Source organism: Halalkalicoccus jeotgali B3 (genome assembly GCF_000196895.1).
In the GTDB taxonomy this organism is placed as follows: Archaea; Halobacteriota; Halobacteria; order Halobacteriales; family Halalkalicoccaceae; genus Halalkalicoccus; species Halalkalicoccus jeotgali.
In genome coordinates this window covers 92,361-117,479 of record NC_014297.1, presented here as the reverse complement: position 1 = coordinate 117,479, position 25,119 = coordinate 92,361, and the positions used below count along the sequence as shown (strand labels likewise).

Annotated in this window: 20 protein-coding genes; 8 read left to right on the top strand and 12 right to left on the bottom strand. The window is 67.5% G+C overall.

Annotation, left to right across the window (positions count from 1 at the left end):
• Window positions 1–33: 33 nt before the first annotated feature.
• Window positions 34–1,050 carry a S66 peptidase family protein gene (locus HACJB3_RS00555; protein ID WP_008419039.1) on the top strand — a complete coding sequence of 339 codons (1,017 nt, stop codon included), beginning with the start codon at window positions 34–36 and terminating at the stop codon, window positions 1,048–1,050.
• Here HACJB3_RS00555 and HACJB3_RS00550 read toward each other — a convergent pair.
• From HACJB3_RS00550 to hemC, 3 genes are read right to left on the bottom strand one after another with little or no spacing between them, the layout of a single operon-like run.
• Entirely contained in the window at window positions 1,038–1,781 is a 744-nt protein-coding gene (locus tag HACJB3_RS00550) for a uroporphyrinogen-III synthase (RefSeq protein ID WP_008419041.1), read from the bottom strand. The two genes, HACJB3_RS00555 and HACJB3_RS00550, sit on opposite strands and share 13 nt — an antisense overlap.
• Entirely contained in the window at window positions 1,778–2,518 is a 741-nt protein-coding gene (gene cobA / locus HACJB3_RS00545; protein WP_008419042.1) for a uroporphyrinogen-III C-methyltransferase, read from the bottom strand. The genes HACJB3_RS00550 and cobA overlap by 4 nt, the downstream gene beginning before the upstream one ends.
• On the bottom strand, window positions 2,515–3,654 hold the full coding sequence (gene hemC / locus HACJB3_RS00540; protein ID WP_008419043.1) for a hydroxymethylbilane synthase: 1,140 nt from the start codon (window positions 3,652–3,654) through the stop codon (window positions 2,515–2,517). Before hemC ends, cobA begins: the two co-directional genes overlap by 4 nt.
• Before the next feature lie 114 nt (window positions 3,655–3,768).
• Between hemC and HACJB3_RS00535 the strand changes: the two genes are divergently transcribed.
• Window positions 3,769–4,422, top strand: coding sequence for a helix-turn-helix domain-containing protein (locus HACJB3_RS00535; protein WP_008419044.1), 654 nt, complete (start codon window positions 3,769–3,771; stop codon window positions 4,420–4,422).
• An 18-nt stretch (window positions 4,423–4,440) separates the two neighbouring features.
• Here the strand turns inward: HACJB3_RS00535 and HACJB3_RS00530 are convergent, their stop codons facing one another.
• Window positions 4,441–4,815, bottom strand: a complete 375-nt coding sequence (locus HACJB3_RS00530) for a hypothetical protein (protein ID WP_008419047.1) — start codon at window positions 4,813–4,815, stop codon at window positions 4,441–4,443.
• Between the two features lie 136 nt (window positions 4,816–4,951).
• On the opposite strand from HACJB3_RS00530, the gene HACJB3_RS00525 reads away from it, so the two are divergent.
• From HACJB3_RS00525 to HACJB3_RS00515, 3 genes are all read left to right on the top strand, one after another.
• Entirely contained in the window at window positions 4,952–6,037 is a 1,086-nt protein-coding gene (locus HACJB3_RS00525; protein ID WP_049934182.1) for a TAXI family TRAP transporter solute-binding subunit, read from the top strand.
• Window positions 6,038–6,142: 105 nt separating this feature from the next.
• A complete protein-coding gene (locus HACJB3_RS00520) occupies window positions 6,143–6,664 on the top strand; it encodes a DUF1850 domain-containing protein (protein ID WP_008419051.1) in 522 nt (173 codons plus the stop codon).
• A gap of 10 nt (window positions 6,665–6,674) precedes the next feature.
• Window positions 6,675–9,431 (top strand): TRAP transporter permease, encoded by a 2,757-nt coding sequence (locus HACJB3_RS00515; RefSeq protein ID WP_008419053.1) that lies wholly within the window; start codon window positions 6,675–6,677, stop codon window positions 9,429–9,431.
• A gap of 2 nt (window positions 9,432–9,433) precedes the next feature.
• Here HACJB3_RS00515 and hemL read toward each other — a convergent pair whose 3' ends face one another.
• From hemL to hemB, 7 genes are all read right to left on the bottom strand, one after another.
• Complete coding sequence (gene hemL / locus HACJB3_RS00510) at window positions 9,434–10,774, bottom strand: glutamate-1-semialdehyde 2,1-aminomutase (RefSeq protein ID WP_008419055.1); 1,341 nt, start codon at window positions 10,772–10,774, stop codon at window positions 9,434–9,436.
• A 24-nt stretch (window positions 10,775–10,798) separates the two neighbouring features.
• Window positions 10,799–11,503 (bottom strand): TOBE domain-containing protein, encoded by a 705-nt coding sequence (locus HACJB3_RS00505; protein ID WP_008419058.1) that lies wholly within the window; start codon window positions 11,501–11,503, stop codon window positions 10,799–10,801.
• Between the two features lie 157 nt (window positions 11,504–11,660).
• Entirely contained in the window at window positions 11,661–12,434 is a 774-nt protein-coding gene (locus tag HACJB3_RS00500; protein ID WP_008419059.1) for an amino acid ABC transporter ATP-binding protein, read from the bottom strand.
• Entirely contained in the window at window positions 12,431–13,132 is a 702-nt protein-coding gene (locus tag HACJB3_RS00495) for an ABC transporter permease (RefSeq protein WP_008419060.1), read from the bottom strand. The genes HACJB3_RS00500 and HACJB3_RS00495 overlap by 4 nt, the downstream gene beginning before the upstream one ends.
• Window positions 13,132–14,106 carry a substrate-binding domain-containing protein gene (locus HACJB3_RS00490; RefSeq protein ID WP_008419061.1) on the bottom strand — a complete coding sequence of 325 codons (975 nt, stop codon included), beginning with the start codon at window positions 14,104–14,106 and terminating at the stop codon, window positions 13,132–13,134. Before HACJB3_RS00490 ends, HACJB3_RS00495 begins: the two co-directional genes overlap by 1 nt.
• 122 nt (window positions 14,107–14,228) lie before the next feature.
• The gene (locus tag HACJB3_RS00485) at window positions 14,229–15,881 is read right to left on the bottom strand and encodes an ammonium transporter (protein WP_008419062.1); all 1,653 of its coding nucleotides are present in this window, start codon (window positions 15,879–15,881) and stop codon (window positions 14,229–14,231) included.
• Window positions 15,882–16,325: 444 nt separating this feature from the next.
• Window positions 16,326–17,324: a porphobilinogen synthase gene (hemB, locus tag HACJB3_RS00480; RefSeq protein WP_008419063.1), complete on the bottom strand. Its 999-nt coding sequence runs from the start codon at window positions 17,322–17,324 to the stop codon at window positions 16,326–16,328.
• A gap of 70 nt (window positions 17,325–17,394) precedes the next feature.
• Here hemB and HACJB3_RS00475 point away from each other — a divergent pair, with 70 nt between their 5' ends.
• Window positions 17,395–17,832 (top strand): TIGR00725 family protein, encoded by a 438-nt coding sequence (locus HACJB3_RS00475; protein WP_008419064.1) that lies wholly within the window; start codon window positions 17,395–17,397, stop codon window positions 17,830–17,832.
• Here HACJB3_RS00475 and HACJB3_RS00470 read toward each other — a convergent pair.
• On the bottom strand, window positions 17,829–19,970 hold the full coding sequence (locus tag HACJB3_RS00470; RefSeq protein ID WP_008419065.1) for a heterodisulfide reductase-related iron-sulfur binding cluster: 2,142 nt from the start codon (window positions 19,968–19,970) through the stop codon (window positions 17,829–17,831). The genes HACJB3_RS00475 and HACJB3_RS00470 overlap by 4 nt on opposite strands.
• A gap of 271 nt (window positions 19,971–20,241) precedes the next feature.
• Here HACJB3_RS00470 and HACJB3_RS00465 point away from each other — a divergent pair, with 271 nt between their 5' ends.
• Complete coding sequence (locus HACJB3_RS00465) at window positions 20,242–21,810, top strand: NADH-ubiquinone oxidoreductase-F iron-sulfur binding region domain-containing protein (RefSeq protein WP_013199314.1); 1,569 nt, start codon at window positions 20,242–20,244, stop codon at window positions 21,808–21,810.
• On the top strand, window positions 21,807–25,073 hold the full coding sequence (fdhF, locus tag HACJB3_RS00460; RefSeq protein ID WP_008419069.1) for a formate dehydrogenase subunit alpha: 3,267 nt from the start codon (window positions 21,807–21,809) through the stop codon (window positions 25,071–25,073). The genes HACJB3_RS00465 and fdhF overlap by 4 nt, the downstream gene beginning before the upstream one ends.
• The last annotated feature ends 46 nt before the right edge of the window (window positions 25,074–25,119 follow it).

Genomic DNA, 25,119 nt, shown 5'->3' with positions numbered 1-25,119 from the left:
AACCGAAAAACGCCCGCCGGGCGTGGCCCCGGTATGGACGCCGCCTACCCGCCGCCGGTCGAACGCGGCGATACGGTCGCCGTGATCGCACCCTCGCACGCCGCCCCGCGGGGTGCCCTCTCGCGCGGCGTCGAGCGGCTTCGCTCGCTCGATCTCGACGTCGAACTGTTCGACACCGCGACCCGCACCACCGAGTGGCTTCGGGCCAACCCCGAAGCGCGCGCCCAGGACGTCCACCGCGCGTTCGAGCGCGAGGACGTTCGGGGGGTGATCGCCGCGTTCGGGGGCAACTGCCAGCTCCAGATGCTCCCACATCTCGATCCCGAGACCCTCCGGGAGAACCCCACGCGGTTTTTCGGCGCGAGCGACAACACCCACCTGCACCTGTTTCTCGACTCCCTCGGCCTCGTCTCGTTTTACGGTGCCCAGCTGTTTCCCGACCTCGTCGCCGACCCGCGGATGCACCCCGCCACCCGAGAGTGGGTCAAGCGTGCGCTGCGCGAGACGCCCTTCGGCGTGCTTTCGCCGGCTGGGGAGTGGACCGACGAATACTACGACATCGAGAGCGACCTGCCGAGAACGTGGTTCGAGAGCGAGGGGTGGCGCTGGCACGCCCCCGCAGGCCGCACCGTCACCGCGCCCGTGGTCGGGGGCTGTCTCGCGATGCTCGAATCCCAGCTCCTGACCGACACGCCCTACTTCACCCGCGAGACCTGCGAGGGGCGGATCCTCGCGGTCGAGACCTCCGGAGAAACCCCCACGCCCGCGCTGATCGAGCGCTTTTTCACGGCGCTTGGCGAGCGGGGGATCCTCGAGGCCTGCGAGGCGCTCGTCGTCGGCAAACCAGAGACACCCGGAGACGACGAGCGCGAACGGTATCGCCGCCGCCAACGCCGCACCATCGCGGCGACCGTATCGGAGTACGCCGACCTCCCGATTGTCTTCGATCTGGACTTCGGCCATCCCGGCCCCGACCTGCCCCTGCCGATGGGCGCGCCGATGACGGTCGACGCCCCCACGCGGGCGATCCGGTTCGCTCAGTCCCGATAGCTCGGGGCGGCCCGCTCGACGACGGCACAGGCCAGCTCCTCGAAGCTCGCCGCGTCGGGAACGACGTCGACCGCAATCCCCTTGCGCGCGGCCGTCTCGCGGGTCGGCGCGCCGATCGCGCCGACGATCGAAGTTGAAAGCCCGTCGACCGCCTCCTCGCGTAGCCCGCGCTCGTCGGCGGCCGCGAGGAAGTGCTCGACGGTCAACGAGGAGGTAAACAGCGCACCCTCGAGTTCGCCGGCGGCGGCCCGCTCGACCGAGACGCCCGATTCCGGCGGGCGGACCAGCTCGTACAGCACCGTCTCGTGGACGTACGCGCCCGCCTCGTTCAGCCCGTCGGTGAGGACGGGACTGCCGTGATCCGAGCGGGCGACCTCGACGCACGCGCCAGCCACTTCACCTTCGAGGGCGCGAACGAGCCCCGAAGAGGAGAACTCCTCGGGGATCAGATCGACCTCGTAGCCCGCCTCCCGGAGCGCTCTACCGGTTCTGTCGCCGATCGCACAGACCGTTCCCGAAGGGTGCCAGCCCGCCTCCCGAGCGAGTTCGACGCCGGTCTTGCTCGTCAGGACCGTGAAATCGGCGTCCTCTCGCGGGCGTGCGCCCGTCGGCTCGACCGCGAGCATCGGGTCCGGGACCGCATCGGCCCCGAGCGATTCGAGCAGGTCGACCGCCTCGGAGAGACGCTCATCGTCCGGCCGAAAGACCGCGATCCGCGTCTCTTGGGTCATTCCTGTCCCTCCGGGCTCTCATAGAGCCCCGCGACCCCACCGATGACCGTCACCGCTGGCGGTTCGATCCCCGCCTCGTCGCGCACCGAGACGATGGTGTCGAGCGTGCCCGCGACCGCTCGGCCGTCGGGCCAGGTGCCCCGTTCGACCAGCGCGACCGGCGTCCCGGGGTCCATCCCGGCCTCGCGAAGTGCCCGAGTGTACTCCGGCAGCTTGCCCACGCCCATCAGTACGACGATGGTCCCGCCGGTCGCCGCGAGTGCCTCCCAGTCGACCGCCGACTCCGCCTTCGTGGGGTCCTCGTGGCCGGTGACGAACGAAACCGAGGAGGCGTGATCGCGGTGCGTAACCGGAATTCCGAAGACCGCGGGCGCGGCGATCGCGGAGGTGATCCCGGGGACCACGTCCACGGCGATCCCGCGCTCGTGGAGGTACTCGAGTTCCTCGCCGCCCCGGCCGAAGACGAACGGGTCCCCGCCTTTCAGGCGCACGACCCGCTTCCCTTCGCGTGCGAGCTCGGCGAGCCGTTCGTTGATCTCCTCCTGACTCGTACGCTCCCCGCCCGCGCGCTTGCCGACGTCCTCGCGCTTTCCCTCGGGGATCGACTCGATGATCTCCGGGCCGGGGAGCTTATCGTGGAGAACGATATCGGCCTCTTCGATCAGCCGTCGGGCCTTCACCGTCAGGAGTTCGGGATCGCCGGGGCCGCTCCCGACCAAATAGACCGTGCCCGTCATTTTCCGTCTCCCGTCTCCTCGCCGTCAGTTCGTTCGGTGTCGATCTCCTCTTCGGTCGCTTCGCGTTTGGCCTCCTCGATCAACTCGCTGGCACCCCGGTCTGCGAGCTCCTCGGCCAGTTCGCGGGCGGCCTCGGCGTGGCGCTTGACGGGCAGGTCACGCGTCACCGAGATCGTCGGCTCGCCACCGCGAGCGAGCACCTGCACCCGCGTACGGACGTGTTCGCCCTGGATCACGGCGTGGATCCCGATCGGGGCGACACAGCCCCCGCCAAGCGTCGCCAGGACCGTGCGCTCGACGGTCGTCTCGACGCGACTCCGGGGGTGGTCGAGCGCCTCGTTGACCTCGCGGGCGAGGTCGCCGTCGGCCATCGTCACCGCCAGCGCCCCCTGGCCCGCCGCGGGCACGAACGACTCCGTGGGCAGGTCCGACGTGGGGATCTCACGATCTAGCCCCGAGCGCTCCAGTCCGGCCGCGGCGAGCACGATCGCGTCGAACGACTCGCTGCGCTCGAACGCCTGGCGCTCGCGTTCTGAGAGTCCCTCGATCCACTCTTCGGGACGGCGGTCGAACTCCGGCTCGAAGTCGTCGTCGGTGTTCGCCTTTCGCTGCTCGTCGGCGGCGACCCGCCGGTCGTACTCCTCGTTGAGCGACTTCGAGAGCAGCTTCTCGACCCGGGTATCGACGTTGCCTCGCAGCGGCTCGACCGTCAGATCCGGGCGCTGTGCGAGCAACTGGGCCCCCCGTCGGAGGCTGCCGGTGCCGACCGTCGCGCCCTCGGGAAGCTCCGCGAGGGGTTTTCCGTCGGGGGTCACGAGGCGGTCGCCCGCGGTGGCGCGTTCGGGGACGGCCGCGACGACGAGTTGGGACTCCTCAGTGGGCATGTCCTTCATCGAGTGGATCGCGCCCTCGACGTCCCCCGCGAGTACTTTCTCGTCGAGGCTGTGGACGAACGCGCCGGTCTTGCCCAGCCGGTGGATGAGTTCGTCGTCGATCCGGTCGCCGGTCGTCTCCACCGTCACGAGCTCGACCTCACGGCGACGCCCCGAGAGCGCCCGCTTGACCGATTCGGCCTGGGCGAGCGCGAGGTCCGATCCGCGCGTCGCCAGCCGGATCGGGTCCGATCGCGTGGTCATGCCCGGGGGTGAGGCCCCGACGCACATATACTGCCTGTTGTCGCCCCTTCTCTCGTACCTCTTGGGGGATTGGCATTTACACACCCTTATCCCGTCAGCAGTTTTGGACAACGCATGGGAACGATCGCTGAACTCACCGTCCCCGCCGCGGAGTTCGCGCTCCGGGACACGCTGGCCGCCGTGCCCACCGTCCAGTTCGAGATCGAGCGCGTCGCGGCCCACAGCGAGGGACGACTCATCCCCTTCGTCTGGGTCCGTACCGAGGAGTTCGATCGCTTCGAGGAGGCGCTGGCCGAGGACCCGACCGTAAACGGGGTCGAGTGCCTCTCGGAACTGGATTCCGAGCGACTCTATCGGATGGACTGGGTCGATTCGATCCATCCGGTCCAAACGGTCCTCGAAACCGACTCGACGGTCCTCTCTGCGACCGGCAGCGACGGGACGTGGCGCCTGCGGATCCTCTTTCCCGACCGCGAGTCGCTCTCGGCGGCCTACGACCACTGTCAGCGCGCCGGCGTCGACTTCGACGTCACCAGCATCTACGACCTCGAGGGTGATCGCCGCGGCCAATACAGCCTCACCAAAGAACAACACGACACCCTCGTCCAAGGCGTCGAACGTGGCTACTACAACGTCCCGCGGGACCTCACGCTCGGGGAGTTCGCCGCGGGCCTCGACATCTCACACCAGGCGCTCTCCGAGCGACTGCGTCGGGGTCACCGCAACCTCATCGAGTCGGCGCTGATCACCGGCCCGGTCGAAGAATAACGAAAACGCGGTGGGGGTCTACCGACGGGTGTCGTCGTCGTCGTCCAGCAGTCCGTCGTCGTCGTCCCGGGTGCCGGTGTTGCCCGGCGGCGTGTTGGCACCCGATCCGGTCGTGGTTTCGCTTGCGGTCCCGGTCGCTCCGGTCCCGGTCGCGGCCGCCGAACCGAGCCGAACCGCGTCGTTGTCTACTGACGCGACGGCCTCCGACTGCAACGGGTAGGTGTCCTCGTCGCGGTCGTCCCAACCGAGTTTCGACTTGATCTTGTCCGTCAATCCGGGGTTCGGATCGACGTAGGCGGTGCCGTGTTCGACGTCCGCGATGATGCCGACCTCATCGCCCTGGTCGTTGACGACTATCTTGCCCTCGTCGTCCTCGGTGAAGTTGTGTGCCATCGCACAACCCCCTACTCCGGGTGGAAACTTGCCAACCGACCCTGCTGGTGCAGGTTACTTATCACCGACGGGCCGTTCACGACCCGATTATCGGTAAACATACATATTTATCACCGAGTGAGGTCTATGGGGAGGTATGCGTTCGATAGATAGACGGAGGGTGTTGGAGGGAATCGGTCTCGCAGGTATCGCCGGGCTCGCCGGCTGTATCACGAGCGACGACGGCGGCAACGGGGGCAACGGTGGCGGCGGGAACGGTGGCGGCGGCGGTGGCGGCACCGAACTCACCTGGGACGCCGGCGGGCAGGGCGGGACGTACTACCCGCTCTCGAACCAGTTCAAGCAGATCGTCGACGGGAACACGGACTACTCGCTGCAGGTGCGCTCGACCGGGGCGAGCGTCGAGAACATCGGCAACCTCGCGGGCGGCAATGCGGACTTCGCGTTGGTCCAGAACGACACGGCGTTTTTCGCCTACGAGGGCACCGGCATCGAGGACTTCGAGGGCAACGCCGTGCCCTCGCTTCGCGGGGTCGCGACGCTGTACCCCGAGACGATCCACATCGTCGCCAGCGCCGAGAGCGGCATCTCCTCGGTCGAGGACCTCTCGGGGGCGACGATCAATACCGGCGATCTGGGTAGCGGGACGCAGGTCGACGCCGTCCAGATCCTCGAGGCCGTCGGGATCACCGACTACTCCGAACAGAACACGGGCTTCTCGCAGGCGGCCGAGCAGCTCCAGAACGGCGACATCGACGCTGCGTTCATCGTCGGCGGCTGGCCGGTCGGCGCGATCGAGAACCTCGCGACGAGCACGGACATCACGATCGTCTCGATCGAAGGACAGGCCCGCCAGCAGATCCTCGATTCGGGCGACTACTTCGCCGAGGACGAGATCCCCGCGGGCACCTATTCGGGGGTCGAGGAAGCCGTCCCGACCGTGGCCGTCCAGGCGATGATCGCCACCACCGAGGAGCAGGACGAGGCCATCGTCGAGGAGATCCTGACCACGATCTTCGACAACGTCGACCAGCTCAGCATCAAACAGGACTTCATCAGCCGCGATACCGCCCAGGAGGGGATGTCCATCCCGCTGCACCCCGGTGCCGAATCGTACTTCGGGTCGGGCGGCGGGAGCACAAACGAGAGCGGGGGCAACACGAGCGGCAACGACAGCGCCGAGAACGCCACCGGCGGCAACGACACCAACAGCTCGGCCTGAGCCGATGGCCGGCGTCCCTGATCCGGACCGCCGACGTGCGAACGCGTCGCTCGGTCCGTCCGCCTTCCGGTCGCCCCGGCGACCCTCCTCGGGCGGGGGGACGTCGTGAGGGGCCGTCGTCGCGTACTAGCGTTCGTCGCGGTCGTCTGTCTTCTGGGGACCCTCGCCGTCGCCGGTGCCGCGGCGACGCCCGCAGATAGGGTCCTCGTGGTCGAGGACGCCGCCACGGGCGAGCGCCTCATCGAGACGCCCGTCGAGAACGGCACCGTCGTCGCGCTCGAGTACACCCACAGCGTCGAGAAGACGCGGGTGCTCGACGCCTTCACCGTTCGTGGCGACGAGCTCGTCATGACGCGCATGGAGTTTGAGTCCTACGGCTGGGGGCTGCCCGCGGGCGCGGAGGTCACCCGGGAGAACGGCACGTTCTCGTTCGACCCCTCATATGCGAGCGAGGAGTTGGTGGTCAAGCCCGGCCGAACCGCCGGCCACCGGCTTCACGTCGACTCCCAAACGTACGACCTCGTCGAGCGCTCGGACGCCCGTGCGGTCCGGCTCTCGATCGAGCGCCGGTCGGTTCTGGATGCTACCCTCGACCGGAGCGCACCCTATATAGGGGCTGGGGCGTGACCTACTTGCCATGAGTACGTCATCCGGGGATGCGACTGGGGAGGCTGACGAACCCGAACTCTCCGAGGAGGAACAACAGGAGCTGATCGACGAGCTCGAACGCCGGCGGGATCCCCGCGGGATCGCCGCGGTGCTCGTCGCGGTCGTCGGTATCGCGTTCTCGCTCTATCAGGTCTGGATCGCCGCCCATGGCTTCGAGTTCGGACTCACGCTGCCGATCGTCGGCGAGGTCGAACTCGCCGCCCTCCAGTTGCTACAGGTCAACGCCGTCCACGTCGTCTTCGCGCTGGTGTTGGCCTTCCTCCTGTACCCGCCGACGACCGGCGACGGTCCCCTCGCGGGTCGCCTCGCCCGGATCGTCCCGGCGCTTTCCGATCGCTTCGGCGCCGACAGCCCCGTCACCCGTGGGGCCCGCGGTCTTCGCAGCGGGGTTCGCTGGGCGTTCGTCGACGCGCGCCGCGAGCGGGTGACGCCCGCCGACGTCGTCTGTATCGTGATCGCGGTGCTCGCGGCGCTTTACATGCTGACGTCCTTCTCGGAAGTCCAGCGTATGCGGGTCTTCGGGCTCGGCACGGGCCGGACGATCGGCGAGATCGTCCCCCCTCTCGAACCCCTCGTCGCGGCGATCTCGGCGCTCGGGATCCCGCTGGATTCGACCTCGGTCGCGTTCCTGCTCGGGGCCGCGGGCGTGATCCTCGTCCTCGAGGCGACACGGCGCTCGCTGGGGATCTATCTCACGCTGATCGTCCTCGCCTTCGTCCTCTATGCGCGCTATGGTTATCTCATCCCGGGTGACGGCGTCGTCTCGACGCCCTTCGGGTTCGGGATCGGCCTGCCCTACATCGAGATCTTCTCGATCCCGCCGGGCGACTGGGCGACGATCATTCAGAACTTCTGGTACAACACCGAAAACGGGGTCTTCGGTATCCCCGTCACCGTCTCGGTCCAGTTCATCTACATCTTCATCCTCTTCGGGGCGATCCTCGAGATGTCGGGTGCCGGCCAGTGGTTCATTGATCTGGCCTACGCCGTTACCGGGCACCGAAAGGGCGGTCCGGCGAAGGCGAGCGTCCTCGCCTCGGGCTTCATGGGGACGATCTCGGGCTCGTCGATCGCCAACACCGTCACGACGGGCGCGTTTACGATCCCGCTGATGAAGCGTTCGGGCTACCGCTCGGAGTTCGCGGGCGCGGTCGAGGCCTCGGCGTCCTCGGGCGGGCAGATCCTCCCGCCGGTGATGGGCGCCGCAGCGTTCCTGATCGTCGAGTACACCGCAACGCCCTACTCCGACGTCATCATCGCCGCCGCGGTGCCCGCGGTGGCCTTTTTCTTCGGCGTCTGGGTGATGGTCCACCTCGAGGCCTCGCGGACGAACATCGAGCGCATCGACAAGGCAGACACCATCCCGATCCGCCCCCACCTCCGGAAGGGGTGGTTCTACCTCGTGCCGATCGCTCTGTTGTTGTACTATCTGGTCATCGCCCGGCTGTCGGTCGCCCGGTCGGCGTGGTTCTCGATTCTCGCGATCATCGCAACGATCGCGATCGTCGCCGCCTACAGCGAACGCACGCGCGGGCCGTTGCTCGGCGCGATCGTGGGTCTCTTCGCGCTTGAAACGTTCGCGTATCTGTTCGCGGGCACCGGTCTGCTGGGCGTTCTGACCGGCGGCGCGACCGGGGGTCTGGGGGTCGAGGCCGCGCTCTCGGCGGCGGCCGGGAACCTCGTCTGGATCGCCCTCCTGGTGAGTGTCCTCGTCCTGGTGGCCCGTCCCGACCTCGACGCGCCGTTTCTGGACTACGATCCGTCGGTCGACGAAACCGCAGAGACGACCGCCAACGCCCTCGGTCGCCCGTCGCTGGCTCGCAACGCACCCTTCGGGTTCGGCACGTTCGTGTTGCGCTCGCTGGAGGCCGGCGCGCGGACCGCGACCCCGATCGTCGTCGCGGTCGCTGCGGTCGGCATCATCCCGGGCGTCCTGAGCGCGACCGGGCTCGCCCCGAACCTCACGACGTTCATCACGTCGCTTGCGGGCGGGTCGACGGCCCTACTGTTGCTCATCACGGCGATCGCGGCGATCATCCTCGGGATGGGTGTGCCGACGACGGCGACGTACATCCTGTTGGCGTCGGTGCTCGCGCCGGCGATCGTCCAGAGCGGGGAGATCCCGGTGCTGGCCGCCCACCTGTTCATCCTCTATTTCGGCGTGATCGCGGACATCACGCCGCCGGTTGCCGTCGCCGCCTACGCCGCGGCCGGCGTCGCCAAATCCGACCCGTTCCCGACCGGCGTCGAGGCCTTTACGCTGTCGCTGAACAAGGCGATCGTGCCCTTCGCCTTCGCCTTTACCCCCGGGATCGTCCTGCTTCGCTCGACCGGCAACGGTGACGCCCGCGTCATCGGCCTCGCCGACGTGCTGGATATCGGCTTTTTCGTCCCCGAAGTGATCGTCCCGATCGTCGGGACGTTCCTCGGGGTGGTGGCGCTGGGACCGACGATCATCGGCTACCTCTATGCGAGCGTCCCGCGGGTCGAACGGGCGCTGTTTGCGGTCTCGGCAGTGTTGCTGATGACGCCGCTGACGCTGTTTACCACGGTCGCCGACCTGATGGCGCTGGTCAGTCCCTACACCCTGACCGCGCCGCTGGCCGTCGGGCCCGTGCTGCGTGCGGCCGGCGCGGTCCTGTTCGTTGCGCTCGCGCTGAAAAATCGGCGTGCCGGTGAGAACCGACCCGGGACGGCCACGACCGCCGAGCCGACCACCGACTGACCTTACAGGACGTCCTTGTAGGCTTCGAGCGTCTCCTCGACGTCTTCCGTGGTGTGGGCGTCGCTCACGAACTGTGATTCGAACCCGTTCTGGCTCAGGAAGACCCCCTGATCGAACATGGCGGGCCACAGAAGCCGGTTCCAGCGTTCGATCTCCGTGCCGGCGACGTCCGCGCCCGTCTTCGGACAGTGCGTATATCGCGCACACTCGGTGCGTTGCTCACAGCCGCTCTCACAATGGCTTTCGCTTTCGACGGGTGCATCGCGCGTCAAGAGCACCTTGAAGATGCTGTCGGTTCCCGCGACGGTGTACTCGGGGGCCTGATCCGCACAGATGTCGGTCAGTCCCGACCGGAGGCGCTCGCCGAGCGCGTTTACGTGATCGTAGACGTCGTTTTCGGCGGCGTACTTCAGCGTCTCCAGTCCGGCGGCCATCGTCACCGGATGGCCCGAGAAGGTCCCCGCTTGGAAGACGTCGCCCGAGGGGGTAAAGGACTCGACGACCTCCGAGCGCCCACCGATCGCGCCGACGGGAAAGCCGCCGCCGACGATCTTGCCGAAGGTCGTCACGTCCGGGGTGACGTCGAACTTCCCCTGTGCACACGCTAGCCCGCCGACCCGGAAGCCGGTGATGACCTCGTCGAAGATCAGCAGGGAGCCGTGCTCGCGGGTGAGCTTTCGCAGCGTTTCGTGATAGCCATCAACAGGAGTAACGATCCCCTTGTTCGCGAGGATCGGCTCGACGAGCACGCCCGCGATCTCCTCGCCGTGCTCCTCGAAGACGCGCTCTGCGGCCTCCGTATCGTTGAACGGCACTGGGATGGTGTGCTCGGCGAAAGAGTCGGGCACGCCCTTCGAACTCGGGGACGGATCGTCGGGATCGCCCTCGACGAGCGTCGACTCCTGGGCGCCGTGATAGCCCCCCTGCATGACGACGATCTTCTCGCGGCCGGTGTAGCCCCGTGCGAGGCGCACGGCCGAGACGGTCGCCTCGGTCCCGCTGTTGACGAAGCGGACCGTCTCGACGCTGGGGACGTGACGGGCGACGAACTCCGCGAGTTCGACCTCGATCTCCGTGGGCGCGCCGTACATCGGGCCGGCGCTTGCCTGCTTTTGGACCGCCGACTCGACCGACTGGGGCAGATCGTGACCCAGCAACAGGGGACCCAGCCCCATCACCCAGTCGATATACCGGTTGCCGTCGGCGTCGATGACGTGCCCGCCGTCGCCCCGTTCGACGAAGAAGGGATAGGGCTGGATCGACGCGCGCACCGGCGAGTTCACCCCGCCGGGCAGGACCGACAGCGCCCGGTCGTACAACTCGCGGGAGTTCTCGAGGTTCATACCGGTGCTTGCGGGTCGGAGTACTTAATCGGGGTGTGTCGGAGTCGCTCGGGTCGCCGTGGCCTTGAACGAGGCGACGACCTCCCGGCCGGGTTCGAGGCCGAGGCGCTCGACGCTTGCATGCGTCACGAGCGCCACGAGCCGCGTCTCGCCCCCGATATCCAGACGGACGCGCGCGACCGTCTCGCCGCGCTCGACGGCCCTGACGACGCCCGCAAACCGATTGCGAGCGCTCGTCTCGGTGGGATCGGGCGTCTTCGCCGGTGGCGTGAGCGTCACGGCGTCCGAGCGGATCGCCACCGCGACCGGCCCCTCCTCGGGCGGGACGAGCGCACGAACCCGCCCCGGCGCGCACTCGACGACGCCCAGTTCCCCGTCGCGCTCGATCACCCGCCCCGAAAGCACCGTCTGCTCGACGGCGACCAACCCCTCGGCTGCGGTATCGAGGCGTTCGAAGCGTTCGAGCAGCGCGTGGGCCCCGTCGGTGAGCGAACTCCCGCCGCCGTCCGAGCCGCCCCGCTGGCGCTCGACCAGCGGACCGAGCGCCTCCTCCAGTTCGACGACCCGGCGTTGGGCGTGTGCGTAGGACCGTTCCAGCGCGTTCGTGGCCGCGTGGATCGAGCCGTGTTCGGCGATCGCACGCAGCAACTCGACGTCCCGGTCGGTGATGGTCTCCTCGCCGACGATCAGTCCAGCCTCGACCGAACCGCGAACGTCCTGCTCGTCCATTCGATACGACCGTCGAGGACGGGCGAGGAAATCAATCCAGCGGTGGTGCCGGGATCTCGGCGGACCCCGAGAGCGATACCTCGGGCAGCGTCGACTATCCTCCTCCCTCGGGACGGCCAGCGGGACTGCCCTCGGCGCCGTGGGTTCGTCGGGGCGTTCAGTAGATCAGTTCCCCTTCGACGAACTTCCGAACGCGCTCATCGTGGGGGTCCTCGAAGACCCGCTCGGTGGGCCCGACCTCGACGATCCCGTCGCCAAGTACCACCGCCACCCTGTCGGCGATCCGTTCGGCCTGGTGCATGTCGTGGGTCGCGACGACGACGCCGATCCCGCGCTCGCGGGCCTGTCCGATCGCCGTCTCTAGGACGGCCGTGTTTCGGGGATCCAGATCCGACGTGGGTTCATCGAGCAACAGTACCGCAGGGTCGTACGCGAGCGCGCGAGCGAACGCGACCCGCTGGGCCTCCCCGCCCGACAGCGAGCGGGCGTTCTGGTCTCCTTTCCCGTCGAGCCCGACCACCGAGAGCGCCTCCTGTGCGGCCTCGTTCGTTCCGTTTTTCCGCCCGACGAGTTGGGCCGCGTTTCGCTTCAGGCGATCGGCCCACGACTGGCGTACCCGGAGGCCGTACTCGGCGTTCTCCCGGGCGGAGGCGTCGAACAGGCTGGGTTCCTGGAACACCATGCCGACGTTCCGGCGCAACGCGAGGCGCCGGTTTTCGGGGATCGCCCAGACGTCGGTTCCCTCGTAGCTGATGGTCCCATCGTCCGGACGTTCGAACAGCGCGAGCAGCCTGAGTAACGTGGATTTGCCCACCCCTGAGGGGCCGATGATCGCCAGTACCTCGCCCCGGTCGACCGACAGTGAGACGTCGGTAAAGACCGGTTCGTCGTAGGCGTGGCCGAGGCCTTCGACCGACAGGAGACCACTCATCGTCGCCCACCCCCGCCGAGACGCCCGACGATGGCGTTGACCAGCAAGACGAGCGCGACGAGGATCGCCCCGAGGAACATCGCCGTCTCGTAGCGTCCCTGGCGGGCCTCCAGCGTGATCGCCGTCGTGAGGTTGCGGGTGTAGGCGGTGCCGTCGGCGTAGGCGATGTTCCCGCCGACGATCAGCACCGACCCGACCTCGCTGATCGCCCGGCCAAAGCCCGCGAGCACCGCGGTCGCGATCCCGAAGCGCGCCTCCTTGATGACGACGAGCGCGACGTCGAGTCGGGTCCCGCCCATCGCGTAGGCGGCGTTCCGGACGGCGTCATCGACGCCCGTGATCGCCGCGAGACTCACCCCCGTGATCACCGGCGTGGCGAGTACGAACTGGGAGATAACCATCGCCTGGGGGGTGAAAACGAGGTCCAGCGCGCCGAGTGGCCCCTCGTTCGACACCGCAAAGAGCACCACGAGGCCGACGACGACGCTCGGAAACCCCATCCCGGTGTTGATCACGGCGGTCACGAGCCCCTTCCCGGGGAACTCCTTGAAGCCGACCGTAAGGGCGACGGGAATGCTGACGAGCGTCGAGAGCGCAACGGCGGTGAGACTCACCGTCAACGAGACGCGAACGATGCTCCGGATGTAGTGGCTCTCGAAGGGTAACTCGACGATCGGCTGGAGCGCCTCGAGGGCCATCACTCCCCTGTGGCGTTGCCCCCGTCGGTACCCTCGGGCTGCCAGCCCTCCGGGACGTACTGCTGGAAGTTCGGGTCCTCCGAGAGCGCCTGCGGGAAGAACAGTTGCTCGCCGTCGAGTTCGTAGTTCTCGATGACGTCCTGGCCCTCCTGGCTCGTCAGGAAGCCGATGTAGGACATCGCGAGCTGGTAGTTGACGTTATCGTGGACCGCGGGGTTGATCGCCAGTACCCCGTAGGGGTTCGCGAGAATCTCGGGACCGCCCTCGACGGGTCCCTGGACGAGGATCTCCAGTTCGATCTCATCCTGTTGGGAGATGAACGTTCCGCGATCCGAGAGGGTGTAGCCACCTTGCTGGCTGGCCTGATTGAGCGTATCGCCCATCCCCTGACCGGTCTCGAGGTACCACTCGCCGCCGGGTTCGACGCCCGCGGCCTCCCAGATCTGGAGCTCGGCCGTGTTGGTCCCCGAGTTGTCCCCACGGGAGGCGAACAGCGACTGACTCTCGGCGATCGCCTGAAAGGCCCCGACCGCGTCCCCGCTGCCCCCGATCCCGGCGGGATCGTCGCTCGGCCCGACGATCACGAAGTCGTTGTACATCAGGTCCCGGCGGTTGATCCCGTAGCCGTTTCGCATGAACTCGTCCTCCTGGCTCCGGGCGTGGACCATCACGATGTCACAATCGCCGGCCCGTGCGGTTTCGAGTGCCGCACCGGTTCCCTGCGAGATCGCCTGGACCGGCGTGCCGAAGTTCTCCTCGAAGGCCGCGTTGACCTCGTCGAGCAGGCCGGTGTCGTAGGTGCTCGTCGTCGTCGCGAGCACCAGTTCCTGGTCGGCGATCGAGCCGCCGCCGCTCGTGCTCTCGTTTCCTCCCTCGCTTTCCTCGCCACCCGAGAACGTCCCGGTACAGCCGGCAAGGCCGGCCGCAGCCGTGCCACCCGCCAGCGCCAGAAAACCCCGCCGTTGTATCGCCATAGAAACAACGCCGGCGCACAGGCACTTATGGTTTGCTCATCTGGAGTAATTACGAGTGGTTACGAATCGGACGAGAATAGGGAGTATCGTCTGTACCGAAACCGCGGTCGATTACCTGCAGTTCAGACTGCTTCGGGGCCGCGGTTGCCAGTGCGGACCTGCAGGGCGTCCTCGACGGGCATGACGAAGATCTTGCCGTCGCCGGGCTCGCCGGTGTTGGCACCCTCGCGGATCGCCTCGACGACCTCGTCGACGGGGATGTCCGCGATGACGCATTCGACTTTCACCTTCTGATGCAGGTCGACGGTGTACTCCTCGCCGCGCCACTGGCCCTTTTTGGCGGGCTGTGAGCCGCGGCCCGAGACGTTCGTGACCGTCAGGGAGGGCGCGCCGACGTTCGCGAGTTCGCGTTTGACCGCACCCAGCCGGTCGGGACGAACGATCGCGGTGATCATCTTGATCCCCGAGTCCGCGACGCCACCGTCCGTGCGAACGACGTCGGGACCGCCGTCGGTGGCGATGTCGGGACCGCCGAACTCGGGGTAGGTGTCGACGCCGTGTTCGGAGACGTCCAGGCCGTCGCGCTCGTGGTCGGGGGTGACCCGGGCCTGGCCGAGGGCCTTGAACGCGCCCCAGACGAGCGCGGTCGCGCCGATCGTCCAGGCGGCGATCACGGCGACGCCCACGACCTGTGCGACCACCGTCGGGCCCTCACCGGGGATCGCGACGAAGGGGATCGCAAGCGCGCCGATGACCCCGGCCGACCCGTGGACAGGAAAGACCGCACAGACGTCGTCGATCTTCAGGTTGCGCTCGACGAAACGGAACACCAGGGGGAGCTGTGCGCCGGCGATGAACGCGACCAGCACCGCACCCCACCAGGTGACGATGTCGGCGATGCCGGTCACGCCGACCAGGCCTGCGAGCAGGCCGTTGGCGACGTAGAGCGTGTCGACCTTCTTGGTGAGCGCCAGCGAGACGACGCTCGCGCCGAGCGCGCCCAGCGCCATCCCGAGCGTCGTCGCGAGGGCGACCCGCCCGACGTACTCGAAGGCACCCAGCGCGAGTTCGCCGCCCTCGGCGGTGAAGACGGTCGCGGCGGTGCCGACGTTGAAGCCGTACCAGCCGAAGGCCAACACGAGCGTGCCGAGTACCGCGAAGGTCATCGAGTGGCCGGGGATGACGTTGACGGTACCGTCGGCGTTGTAGCGGTCCATCCGCGGGCCGAGGATCCAGGCCGCAGTCAGCCCGGCGATCCCACCGACCGCGTGGACGATCATGCCGCCCGCGAAGTCGTGAAAGCCCAGCGCATCGAGGAAGCCCCCGGCCCACGTCAGGCCGGTCACGACGGGATAGATCACGGCCGCGAGGAGGACGGTAAAGCCGACGTACGCACGGAGCTTCGCGCGGCCGGCGACGGCCCCGGAGACGATGGTCGCTGCGGTCATCGCGAAGACCGCGCCGAACAGCCAATCGACCCAGGCGGCCGAATCGCCGCCGATCGTCGAGGAGAAGGCGTCGGCCAGCGTGTAGCTTCCCCCGCCGGTGATCGCGCCGACGATCGTGCTGATCGCCGCGCCGACGAAGAAGAACATCACGACGCCGACCGCCCACGTCAGCAGGTTCTTCGTGAGCTGGTTCGCGACGTTCTTCGAGCGCACCTGGCCCGCTTCGAGCATCGCGAAACCGGCGTGCATGAAGAAGATGAGGAACGTCACCACCAGCACCCACATCATGTTGACCCCCTCCGCGAGCACCGAGGGGTCTACTTGCATCCAACCACCTCGGGTGGACGTTCGTCAGTGTTCGATCCGATTTCGATTATGGATGTGTTCCAGTTCACGGCTGATTCGATGGAATCGGAACTACATATATATTGGGTTCGTGATACGAATTTTACAACGTCTGCGGTAGACGAACGTACGATACACAATGGGATAATAGCAATATAAGGTCGTTCTTCGTCGGGATTTCCGGGCATTCATCGCCATGGAACCTGACGAACGTCCGCCGGCGATCCGGCCGCTCGGGCCCCTCGGCCTCGCGCGCGCTCGGCGACCACGGGGGCGATCACCGCGGGGTTCCGGGGGGCTCTCCGGTGGCCGGCGGGATTTCAGCGCCGTGTTGAAACACCCCGAGGCACCGCTACCGGAATCGGCGGGCCCGTCCGGCTGTCAGCCCACCGGGTCGCGAGCGATCCGCTCGGTACGGTCGTCGGCCTACGTCCGGCGGCCCGCGGAACACTCGCTCGCGATGCTTTCGGCGAAATACGTCAGGATCAGGTCCGCACCCGCCCGTTTGATCGAGAGCAACGACTCCCGTGCGACCTCCTCCAGATCGAGCCAGCCCTTCTCGCTTGCGGCGTGCAACATCGCGTACTCCCCGGAGACGTTGTAGGCGGCGACCGGCAGGTCGGTCGTCTCGCGGACGTCCCGGACGATGTCGAGGTAGGGCAACGCGGGCTTGACCATGAGGACGTCCGCACCCTGCTCGATGTCGAGGCGGGCTTCGCGAACCGCCTCTTGCCTGTTCGCGGGGTCCATCTGGTAGTGTCGCCGGTCGCCGAAGGCGGGTGCGCCGTCGGCGGCGTCCCGGAAGGGGCCGTAGAACGCCGACTCGTATTTGACGGCGTAGCTCATGATCGGGACCTCGGTAAAGCCCTCGCGATCTAGCGCGTCCCGGATGGTGCCGACCATGCCGTCCATCATGCCACTCGGAGCGATCATGTCTGCGCCCGCCCGCGCCTGTGAGAGTGCCGTGCGCTCGATCAGCTCGAGAGTCGCGTCGTTGTCAACCGTCTGGCGCGGGTCCTCCTTCGCATCCTCTTCCACCACTCCGCAGTGCCCATGCGTGGTGTATTCACAGAAACAGAGGTCGGCGATCGCGTAGGCGTCGGTCTCCTCGGAGATCCGCCGGAGTGCGCGCTGGACGACGCCGTCGTCGACCCACGCTTGAGTGCCCTGCTCGTCTTTCTCCGCGGGGATGCCAAAGAGCATGACGGCCTCGACGCCTGTCTCTCGTACCTCCTGTACCCGCTCGACGATCCCATCGACGGGCACGCGCTCGTGGCCGGGCATCGACTCGATGGGGACGCGCTCGTCGGCGGTGGCGTCGACGAAAACCGGCGCGATCAGGTCCGCCGGGGAGAGCGCGGTCTCGCTGATCAGTGGCCGGACCCCGTCGCTCCGAAGGCGGCGCGGGCGCTTCGTGATGTCCATACTCGATCTGGGCACGTCGCGGCCAAAGGCGTGTCGGGAGGTCTTTGGCTGTGCCCGCCGACCGCCCGGTATGCGCGTCAGCGTCATCGGCGGCGGGACGGTCGGCGACGAGGAGACGGCGGTCGCTCGGAGGGTGGGCGAACTGCTCGGCGAGCGCGGCCACACGCTGGTCTGTGGCGGCCGGACGGGCGTGATGGAGGCGGCCTGTCGCGGCGCGACGGAGGCCGGAGGGGACACGATCGGTATCCTGCCGAGTACGGACCCGAACGAGGCCAACGACTACGTCGACGTCCCGATCGCCACCGGCATCGGGAACGCTCGCAACGTCCTCGTCGCGCTCAACGGCGAGGGCGCCATCGCCATCGGCGGTTCCTATGGGACCCTCTCGGAGATCGCTCATGCCCTCGACTTCGGCCGGCCCGTCGCCGGCATCGCGAGTCACGACGTGGCGGGTGTCGAGACCGTCGAGACCCCGGACGCGGCCGTCGAATACGTCGAGACGGCTTAGTCCGCTGCGACCGTCCGCTTTGCCTCGACGGCTTCGATCAGCAGTTCGGCCACGTCGACAATCTCGATGTCCTCCTCGTAGCCGCCGGTCTTCCGGCCGTCCTCGTACATCGTCATGCACATCGGGCAGGCGACGACGAACTTCTCGATCCCCGAGCCGGCGTCGGTGTCCTCTAGCGCCTCTCGCAGGCGTTCCTCGCTTGGCTTGGGGTCCTCGTCGAACTCCATCCAGAGACCGCCCCCGCCGCCGCCACAACAAAAGGAATCCGACCGGTTGCGCGGCATCTCGTAGAGGTCACAGCCCGTCGCGCGCACCAGATCCCGTGGCGCCTCGTACTCGTCGTTGTACCGCCCGAGGTGACAGGGGTCGTGGTACGTGACCGTGTACTCGAGTTCGCTCCCCGAGAGGCCGAGTCGTCCCTCGCGAACGAGGTCTTCGATTGCTTGGGTCCAGTGAAGCACCTCGATCTCCCCCTCGACGTTCCACTGCTCGTCGTACTCGAAGGGCATCATCGGGTCGTCGGCGAACTCCGCGAAGTCGACTTCGGGATACTCGTTTTTCATCGTGTTGTACGAGTGAGGGTCCGTACAGACGATCTTCTCGAACGCACACTCTTCGAAGGTCTCGACGTGGTGGCCGGCGAGTTCGAGATACAGGAACTCCTCGCCGACCCGGCGCACGTCGTTGCCGTCGTATTTCTCGTCGTCGAAGAGGATGCCAAAGGAGACGTCGGCGTGCTCGAACAGTTTCGCAAGGGAGCGCGCCACCTTTTTGTTGCGGTCGTCGAAGCTCGGGTAGTCCCCGACGTACCAGAGGTACTCTACCTCCTCCTCGCGGGCGTCGATCAGGTCGAACTCCAACTCCTCGGCCCACGTTGCCCGTTTGCGCTGGGGCTCGCCGAACGTGTTGCCCTTCTGCATCACGTCCTGGAAGACCCCCTGAATGTTCGAATCGACGTCGCCCTGATCGGTGAGCTGGCGGTTCATCCTGGTAAAGGAGTTCAGATGCTCGATCTCGACGGGACAGGCGTCCATGCAGGCCATGCAGGCCATACACGACTCCATCGTCTCGGCGTCGATGACGCTACTGCCCCCATCAGCGATGATGGGCGTGTCCTCAGCTCCGGCGTCGACCTCCTCGCGGTAGCTCTTGAGGTCGAGGATCACGTCCCGTGGGTCGAGCGGCCTCCCGGAGGCTTTCGCGGGACAGACCGACGAACACCGGCCACACTTGGTACAGGCGTCCTGATCGAGCAGTTCCTTCCAGGTGAAATCGTCGATGGACTCGGCGTTGGTCGCGTCGAGATCCGCCGGGATGTTGGGCAGTACTCTGCCGGCCTGTTCGTCGCGGGTGACGACGTTCGCGAAGGACGAGAGCATGTGAAACGGTTTCGCGTAGGGGACCCACGCGACGAACACCAAGGCGAGGATCGAGTGGTGCCACCAGACGACGGGGTAGATCGCCGCCGCCCCCTCGGGGGTGAGCCCGCCCGCTTCGAGTAGCGTGGCGGTGAAGACGCCGACGAAGCTCACGGTTTCGCCGGCGCGGATCTCCTGGCCGACCATTCCGACCCCTTGGACCAGAAAGCCGCCCACACCGAGGAGAAAGAGCGTCCAGACGAACGCGTCGTCCTCCAACCCGGTGTGTCTCCCCCACAACCGTTCGTTGCGCACGACGTACCGCCGGTACATTGCCATCCCGAGGCCGACGACGAACAGCAGGCCGAAGGCGTCGAGCACGATCGCGTAGGCCAGGTAGAACTCCCCGACCCAGAACGACTCGCCTGTAAGCGGCCGGTAGAAGTCCATGTCGACGAAGAGAATCGTCGTCCCGATCAGGAGCACGAGAAACCCCCACATGACGAAGGCGTGCATCAGCCCGCCGTAGAGGTCGCGGTTGAACTGCTTCTCGTTCGAGCCGACGATCCGCGCGGCGCTTACGATCCGGGAACCGAGATCGTTCAGGCGGTCGCGGGGATCGCTCTCGCCGTCGGTGTAGCGGGCAAAGCGCTCGTAGACGCCGTAGACGAACACGAGGAGGGCGACGACCGAGAGGAAGTAGAACATCCCCTTGCCGAGGGGGCCGATCTCCCAGAACGTCTCGCGGGTGATCTCCCCACCCGTTTGGGCGACGTGCATAATCGTTCACCGGAGTAGCGCCTCCATAAGTCTTACCACCAAATGTCTCCCCTCTGGAGCCAGTTACCTGGTACTACTGTAAACAGTCATTTCTTTACCAATAGTGAACTACAACCGTGATTCGGAAACCACCGTCAGCGAAACGCCGGTCGACGCGACCGCTGGCAGGCCCGATTCGAAGAATCCGTCCGCGGGTGTCGATCCGGCCCGCGATCCCGTTTGCGCCTGCAGCCCGTGACCTTTTTCGCCCTCGTCACGACTGGGGTTTCGTATGACAGTGGACAGGGGAGCGGTCGGCGAATCACCGGTCGTGCGCGTCTGCAGCGCCGAGGACGACCGCCACGCGGCGGTCCTCGACGCGGCGCGCGCGACCGCGTCGAGCGTCCCCGTCGTCGAAGTGGGGCCGATCGGCACCGTCGGGATCGAACCCGTCGTTCTGGTGACCGCCGAGGGCTGGACCGCGTATCACGTCGAGTGCTCGCCGACCCAGACGCGAACGCTGGTCGAGCGGATCGACGAGGGTGAACTACCGACCCGGGACGCCCGGTACGTCGTCGAGCACGAGTCCGACACCCGGGCGCTGCCGGTCCCCGAAACGGGATCGCTGTCGGTCGGCCGGCGGGGCGCGCTCGCGCCTTGTGGCTGGGTCGCGCCGACCGTCCCCGAGGACTACGGGCGGCTGGTCGCAGAAGACGCCCGCGAGGACCCCGGCGGATTGTGCGAGGACGTCGACGCGCTGGGCCTGCTCGGGCGCGGTCGGGGCGACGCCCGCCACGACGCGCCCCTCGCGTCCGCCTGGGAGGCGACCCGCGAGGCGGAGGGCGAGCCGGTGGTCGTCGTCAACGGCAACGAGCCCGACCCGGCCGCCGACGCCGATCAGCTGTTGCTCAAGAGCGCGCCGGTGGCGGTCCTCGACGGGGCGCTCACGGTCGCCGCGGCCGTCGGCGCCACGGACGTGGTCGTCTACGCCAACGAGGCCGACGACCTCGCGCTCGAACGCTGCGAGACGGCCGCCGACGCTATCGACGACGCGCTCGGGGCGACCGTCCAGATCGCGAGCGGCCCCGACGAGTATCGGGCCGGCGAGCCGACGATGGCGCTCGAATCGCTCGAAGGCGCAGACCGGATCGAGGCCCGCCGGACCCCGCCCGGCCCGGAGGAACACGGGCTGTTCGGCCGGCCGACGGCGATCCACACCCCCCGGACGCTCGCACAGCTCCGGACGGCGCTGCTCTCGCCCGAGAGCTTCGACGCCGACGACGCCGATCCCGGCACCCGGATCGTGACTGTCGTCGACGACGCCGACCGCGCGACCGTCGAGCTTTCGACCGGGAGCTCGCTCCAAACGGCACTGGGAGCCGTCCCGGCCGAGGACTTCAAGCTCGCCTGCGTCGGCGGGTGCTTTGGCGGCTTCACCCGGACGCTCGATACTCCCGCGAACGCCCAGTCGCTCGATTCTGCGAACCTCGGGACCAACGGGGCCGTCGAACTGTTCGACGGGACGCGGTGTACCGTCGCGCTCGCGGGCAAGCGCGCCCGGTTCGCCCGCGAGGCGAACTGCGGGCGCTGTGTCCCGTGTCGCGAGGGCTCGAAACAGCTCGTTGCCCTCCTCCGGGAGGTCTACGACGGCGAGTACGACAGCGGTTCGATTCGCGAGCTCACACGGGTGATGCGCCGGACGAGCACCTGCTACTTCGGCCGGGCGGCCTCCCGGCCCGTGACGACCGCGATGGACGCCTTCGAGACCGAGTTCACCGCCCACGCCAGCGGGCAATGTCTCGCCGGCGAGTGTACGGACGACCAGCGGACCAGACGCCCCGAATCCACCGTCGAATCATGAGTACCCATCCCACACCGCGCGTTCCTGACATCGAGGATCCACAGTCGAATACGCCCCTGACCGAGGACTTCCGGACCGGGACGGCAAACGACCCGAACCTCGACTACGGGGAGGGGATGGCCCACCTCACGGTCGACGGCCAGTCCGTCGCCGTCCAGGAGGGCGCGACCCTACTCGACGCCGTCGAGGCCGTCGACACGGACGGTACGGTTCCGGCGGTCTGTTACTACGACCGGGGCGACGAGGGCGACGCGGGCGACCACGGCCGTTTCGAGGTCGGCCCGCGAAGCGAGTGTCGCACCTGTGTGGTCGAAACGGACGAGGAGGGGCTCGTTCCCGCCTGTAGCCACCCCGTCGAGGACGGCATGACCGTCGACACCGACACCGGTGACGCGAGCGAGGCCCGCGACGTGAACCTCGACCTCCTGCTTTCGAACCACAACCTCCGGTGTACGACCTGCTCGCAGAACGGCCGGTGTGAACTGCAGGACGCCTCGATCGAGAACGGCGTCGAACACCCCCGCTACGGCGTCTTCGACGACCGCGACGCCTACGAGCCAATCGACGATACTTCCTCCTTTATCCAGATCGACCGGAACAAGTGCATCCTCTGTAACCGGTGTGTCGAGGCCTGCAACGACGTGCAGGTCGAGGGCGTCCTCCGGGTCGAGGGGTCGGGCCCGGACACCCGGATCGGCTTCCAGAGCGGGGCCGAGACGATGGACGACTCGACGTGCGTCTCGTGTGGCCACTGTGCGACGGTCTGTCCGACCGGCTCGCTCACCGAGAAGGGGTTGGTCGACGCGACGACCCTGCCGTTCCCGGGATTCGACCAGAAGAACTCCATCGGTACGGTCATCGAACGCACGCCCGCCGACACCATCGAGACGGCCGAATCGCCCAACCGCGACCTTCGGGGACGGGACCTGAACGACGATCTCGCGGGCAAATCCGGCGTCGCGCGCTTTATGGCCCACGCGAAACACGAGGCGACGGCCGCCCGCGAGGCCGCTGGAAAGCGCGCCCGCACCGTCGTCGACGAGGCGATGGCCGACGCCGAGCACGCCGCGGAGTTCACCGCCGCGAACAGCATGCCCGAGGGCGCACTGTTCGACATCGGGAAGGCCGTCGGCGATGCGCGCCTCTCGCAGATGGATAAAGCCGAAACGACCTGCGGGTACTGTGCGGTGGGCTGTCGGTTCGATCTCTACGGCAAGGACGACGAGGTGCTCGCGGCCCGGCCCGCCGACCCCGAGGCGACGCCCGCCAACGACTTTTCGACCTGCGTGAAGGGGAAGTTCGGCTACGACTACGTCAACAGCGACGAGCGCCTCGATCAGCCCCTCGTCAAGGAAAACGGCGAATTCCGCGAGGCCACCTGGGGCGAGGCGCTCGACCGGGTCGCGGAGGGACTCTCGGAGATCCAAGACGAGCACGGCCCCGACACGGTCTCGGTGCTTTCCTCCTCGAAGACGACCAACGAGGAGAACTTCGCGGTCCAGAAGTTCGCCCGCCAAGTGCTGGGAACGAAGAACATCGACAACTGCACGCGGCTGTGTCACTCCTCGACGGTCGCGGCGCTGAAACAGACCGTGGGCTACGGCGCGATGACCAACCGGATCGAGGACATCGGCAACACCGACTGCTACCTGATCACGGGCGCGAACACCACCGAGAGCCACCCCGTGCTCGCGACCCGCATCAAACAGAACGTCCGGGACGGCGCGGACCTGTTCGTCTTCGACCCCCGGAAGATCGACCTGGCCGAACACGCAGACCAGTACACCCGCACCGAGGGCGGCCACGACATCGCGTGGATCAACGGGATGATCCGCCACATCGTCGAGAACGACCTCCAGGACGACGAGTTCATCGAGGAGCGCACCCGGAACTTCGAGGAGGTAAAGGAGAAGGTCGGGGAGTTCACCCCTGAGAAGGTCGAGGAGCTGACCAACGTCTCGCCGGAGGAGTTGAAGAACGCCGCCGAGACGATCGCCGAGGCAGACACCTGCGTGTTCGGTTGGGCGATGGGCATCTCCCAGCACACGTACGGAACGCAGACGGTGCTGGCGCTCGCCGATCTCGCGCTGGTGACGGGGCACCTGGGCAAGGAAAACGCCGGCCTCTCGCCGTTTCGCGGCCAGAACAACGTCCAAGGCGGAGGCGGCGACATGGGGCCGATCCCGGACACCCTGCCGGGCTACCAGGAGCTCTCGGACGAGGACGTCCTCGAGAAGTTCGAAGACGCGTGGGACGTCCGGCCGCCCGACGAGCCCGGCCTGCGCATCACCGAGATGTTCGACGAGGTCGACGAAGGTAACCTGCGGGGGATGTACGTCGTCGGGGAGAACCCCGCGATTTCCGAGCCCGACCTCACGAACGCCCACGAGAGCCTCGAAAAGCTCGACTTCCTCGCGGTCCAGGACATCTTCATGACCGAGACCGCCGAGTACGCAGACGTCGTGTTGCCGGCGGCGGCGATCACCGAGAAGTACGGCACCGTCACCAACACCGAGCGCCGGGTCCAGATGGTCCGGCCGGTGGCCGACCCGCCGGGGAAGGCCCACGCCGACTGGGAGATCGTCCAGAAACTCGCAGAGCGCCTCGGTTTCGAGTGGGGATACGAGAACCCGACTCAGATCATGGACGAGATCAACGAGCTGGTGCCGATCTACGGCGGGATCACCCACGAACGCCTCGAAGAGCGCGGGGAGGGCCTCCAGTGGCCCTGCCCCGACGAGGATCACCCCGGGACGGCGAACCTCTACACCGAGGAGTTCAACTTCGAGGACGGCAAGGCCCGGTTCGTCCCCGCTGATCTCGGCGATCCGACCGAGATGCCCGGCGAGGAGTTCCCCATCGCGCTGACCTCCGGGCGGGTGCTCTATCACTGGCATACCGGCCAGCTCACCCGGCGCGACGAGGGCCTGATGGGTCACGTCGGCGAGAGCTTCGCCGAGATCCACCCCGAGACCGCTGGTCAGATCGGCGTCGCCGACGGCGAGTACGTCGAAGTCGAGTCCGAACGCGGCTCGATCGTCGTGAAGGCGACGGTCACCGATCGCACCGCTCCGGGCAAGGTGTTCATCCCGATGCACTTCGCCACGGGGGCGGTCAACAACCTGACCCAAGAGGAACTCGATTCCGTCAGTCGGATTCCCGACTACAAGATGGCCAGCGTTCGGGTGCGGTCGATGGGCTCGGACCCGGATCGCGAGCCCCTCGGCACGCCGGATTCGACCGGCGAACCCGTCGGCAAGTGACCGGCCATCGCACGCAGCGGTACTAACGGGCCGGGCACCCGACCTC

What these genes read in the sequence shown, in the direction of transcription:
- HACJB3_RS00550 (WP_008419041.1), bottom strand. Translation starts at nt 1,781, where the DNA reads ATGACCCAAGAGACGCGGATCGCGGTCTTTCGGCCGGACGATGAGCGT.
- cobA (WP_008419042.1), bottom strand. Translation starts at nt 2,518, where the DNA reads ATGACGGGCACGGTCTATTTGGTCGGGAGCGGCCCCGGCGATCCCGAA.
- hemB (WP_008419063.1), bottom strand. Translation starts at nt 17,324, where the DNA reads ATGGACATCACGAAGCGCCCGCGCCGCCTTCGGAGCGACGGGGTCCGG.
- HACJB3_RS00555 (WP_008419039.1), top strand. Translation starts at nt 34, where the DNA reads ATGGACGCCGCCTACCCGCCGCCGGTCGAACGCGGCGATACGGTCGCC.
- HACJB3_RS00525 (WP_049934182.1), top strand. Translation starts at nt 4,952, where the DNA reads ATGCGTTCGATAGATAGACGGAGGGTGTTGGAGGGAATCGGTCTCGCA.
- HACJB3_RS00485 (WP_008419062.1), bottom strand. Translation starts at nt 15,881, where the DNA reads ATGCAAGTAGACCCCTCGGTGCTCGCGGAGGGGGTCAACATGATGTGG.
- HACJB3_RS00505 (WP_008419058.1), bottom strand. Translation starts at nt 11,503, where the DNA reads ATGGACGAGCAGGACGTTCGCGGTTCGGTCGAGGCTGGACTGATCGTC.
- HACJB3_RS00475 (WP_008419064.1), top strand. Translation starts at nt 17,395, where the DNA reads ATGCGCGTCAGCGTCATCGGCGGCGGGACGGTCGGCGACGAGGAGACG.
- HACJB3_RS00495 (WP_008419060.1), bottom strand. Translation starts at nt 13,132, where the DNA reads ATGGCCCTCGAGGCGCTCCAGCCGATCGTCGAGTTACCCTTCGAGAGC.
- HACJB3_RS00465 (WP_013199314.1), top strand. Translation starts at nt 20,242, where the DNA reads ATGACAGTGGACAGGGGAGCGGTCGGCGAATCACCGGTCGTGCGCGTC.
- hemL (WP_008419055.1), bottom strand. Translation starts at nt 10,774, where the DNA reads ATGAACCTCGAGAACTCCCGCGAGTTGTACGACCGGGCGCTGTCGGTC.
- HACJB3_RS00535 (WP_008419044.1), top strand. Translation starts at nt 3,769, where the DNA reads ATGGGAACGATCGCTGAACTCACCGTCCCCGCCGCGGAGTTCGCGCTC.
- HACJB3_RS00490 (WP_008419061.1), bottom strand. Translation starts at nt 14,106, where the DNA reads ATGGCGATACAACGGCGGGGTTTTCTGGCGCTGGCGGGTGGCACGGCT.
- HACJB3_RS00530 (WP_008419047.1), bottom strand. Translation starts at nt 4,815, where the DNA reads ATGGCACACAACTTCACCGAGGACGACGAGGGCAAGATAGTCGTCAAC.
- fdhF (WP_008419069.1), top strand. Translation starts at nt 21,807, where the DNA reads ATGAGTACCCATCCCACACCGCGCGTTCCTGACATCGAGGATCCACAG.
- HACJB3_RS00470 (WP_008419065.1), bottom strand. Translation starts at nt 19,970, where the DNA reads ATGCACGTCGCCCAAACGGGTGGGGAGATCACCCGCGAGACGTTCTGG.
- hemC (WP_008419043.1), bottom strand. Translation starts at nt 3,654, where the DNA reads ATGACCACGCGATCGGACCCGATCCGGCTGGCGACGCGCGGATCGGAC.
- HACJB3_RS00500 (WP_008419059.1), bottom strand. Translation starts at nt 12,434, where the DNA reads ATGAGTGGTCTCCTGTCGGTCGAAGGCCTCGGCCACGCCTACGACGAA.
- HACJB3_RS00515 (WP_008419053.1), top strand. Translation starts at nt 6,675, where the DNA reads ATGAGTACGTCATCCGGGGATGCGACTGGGGAGGCTGACGAACCCGAA.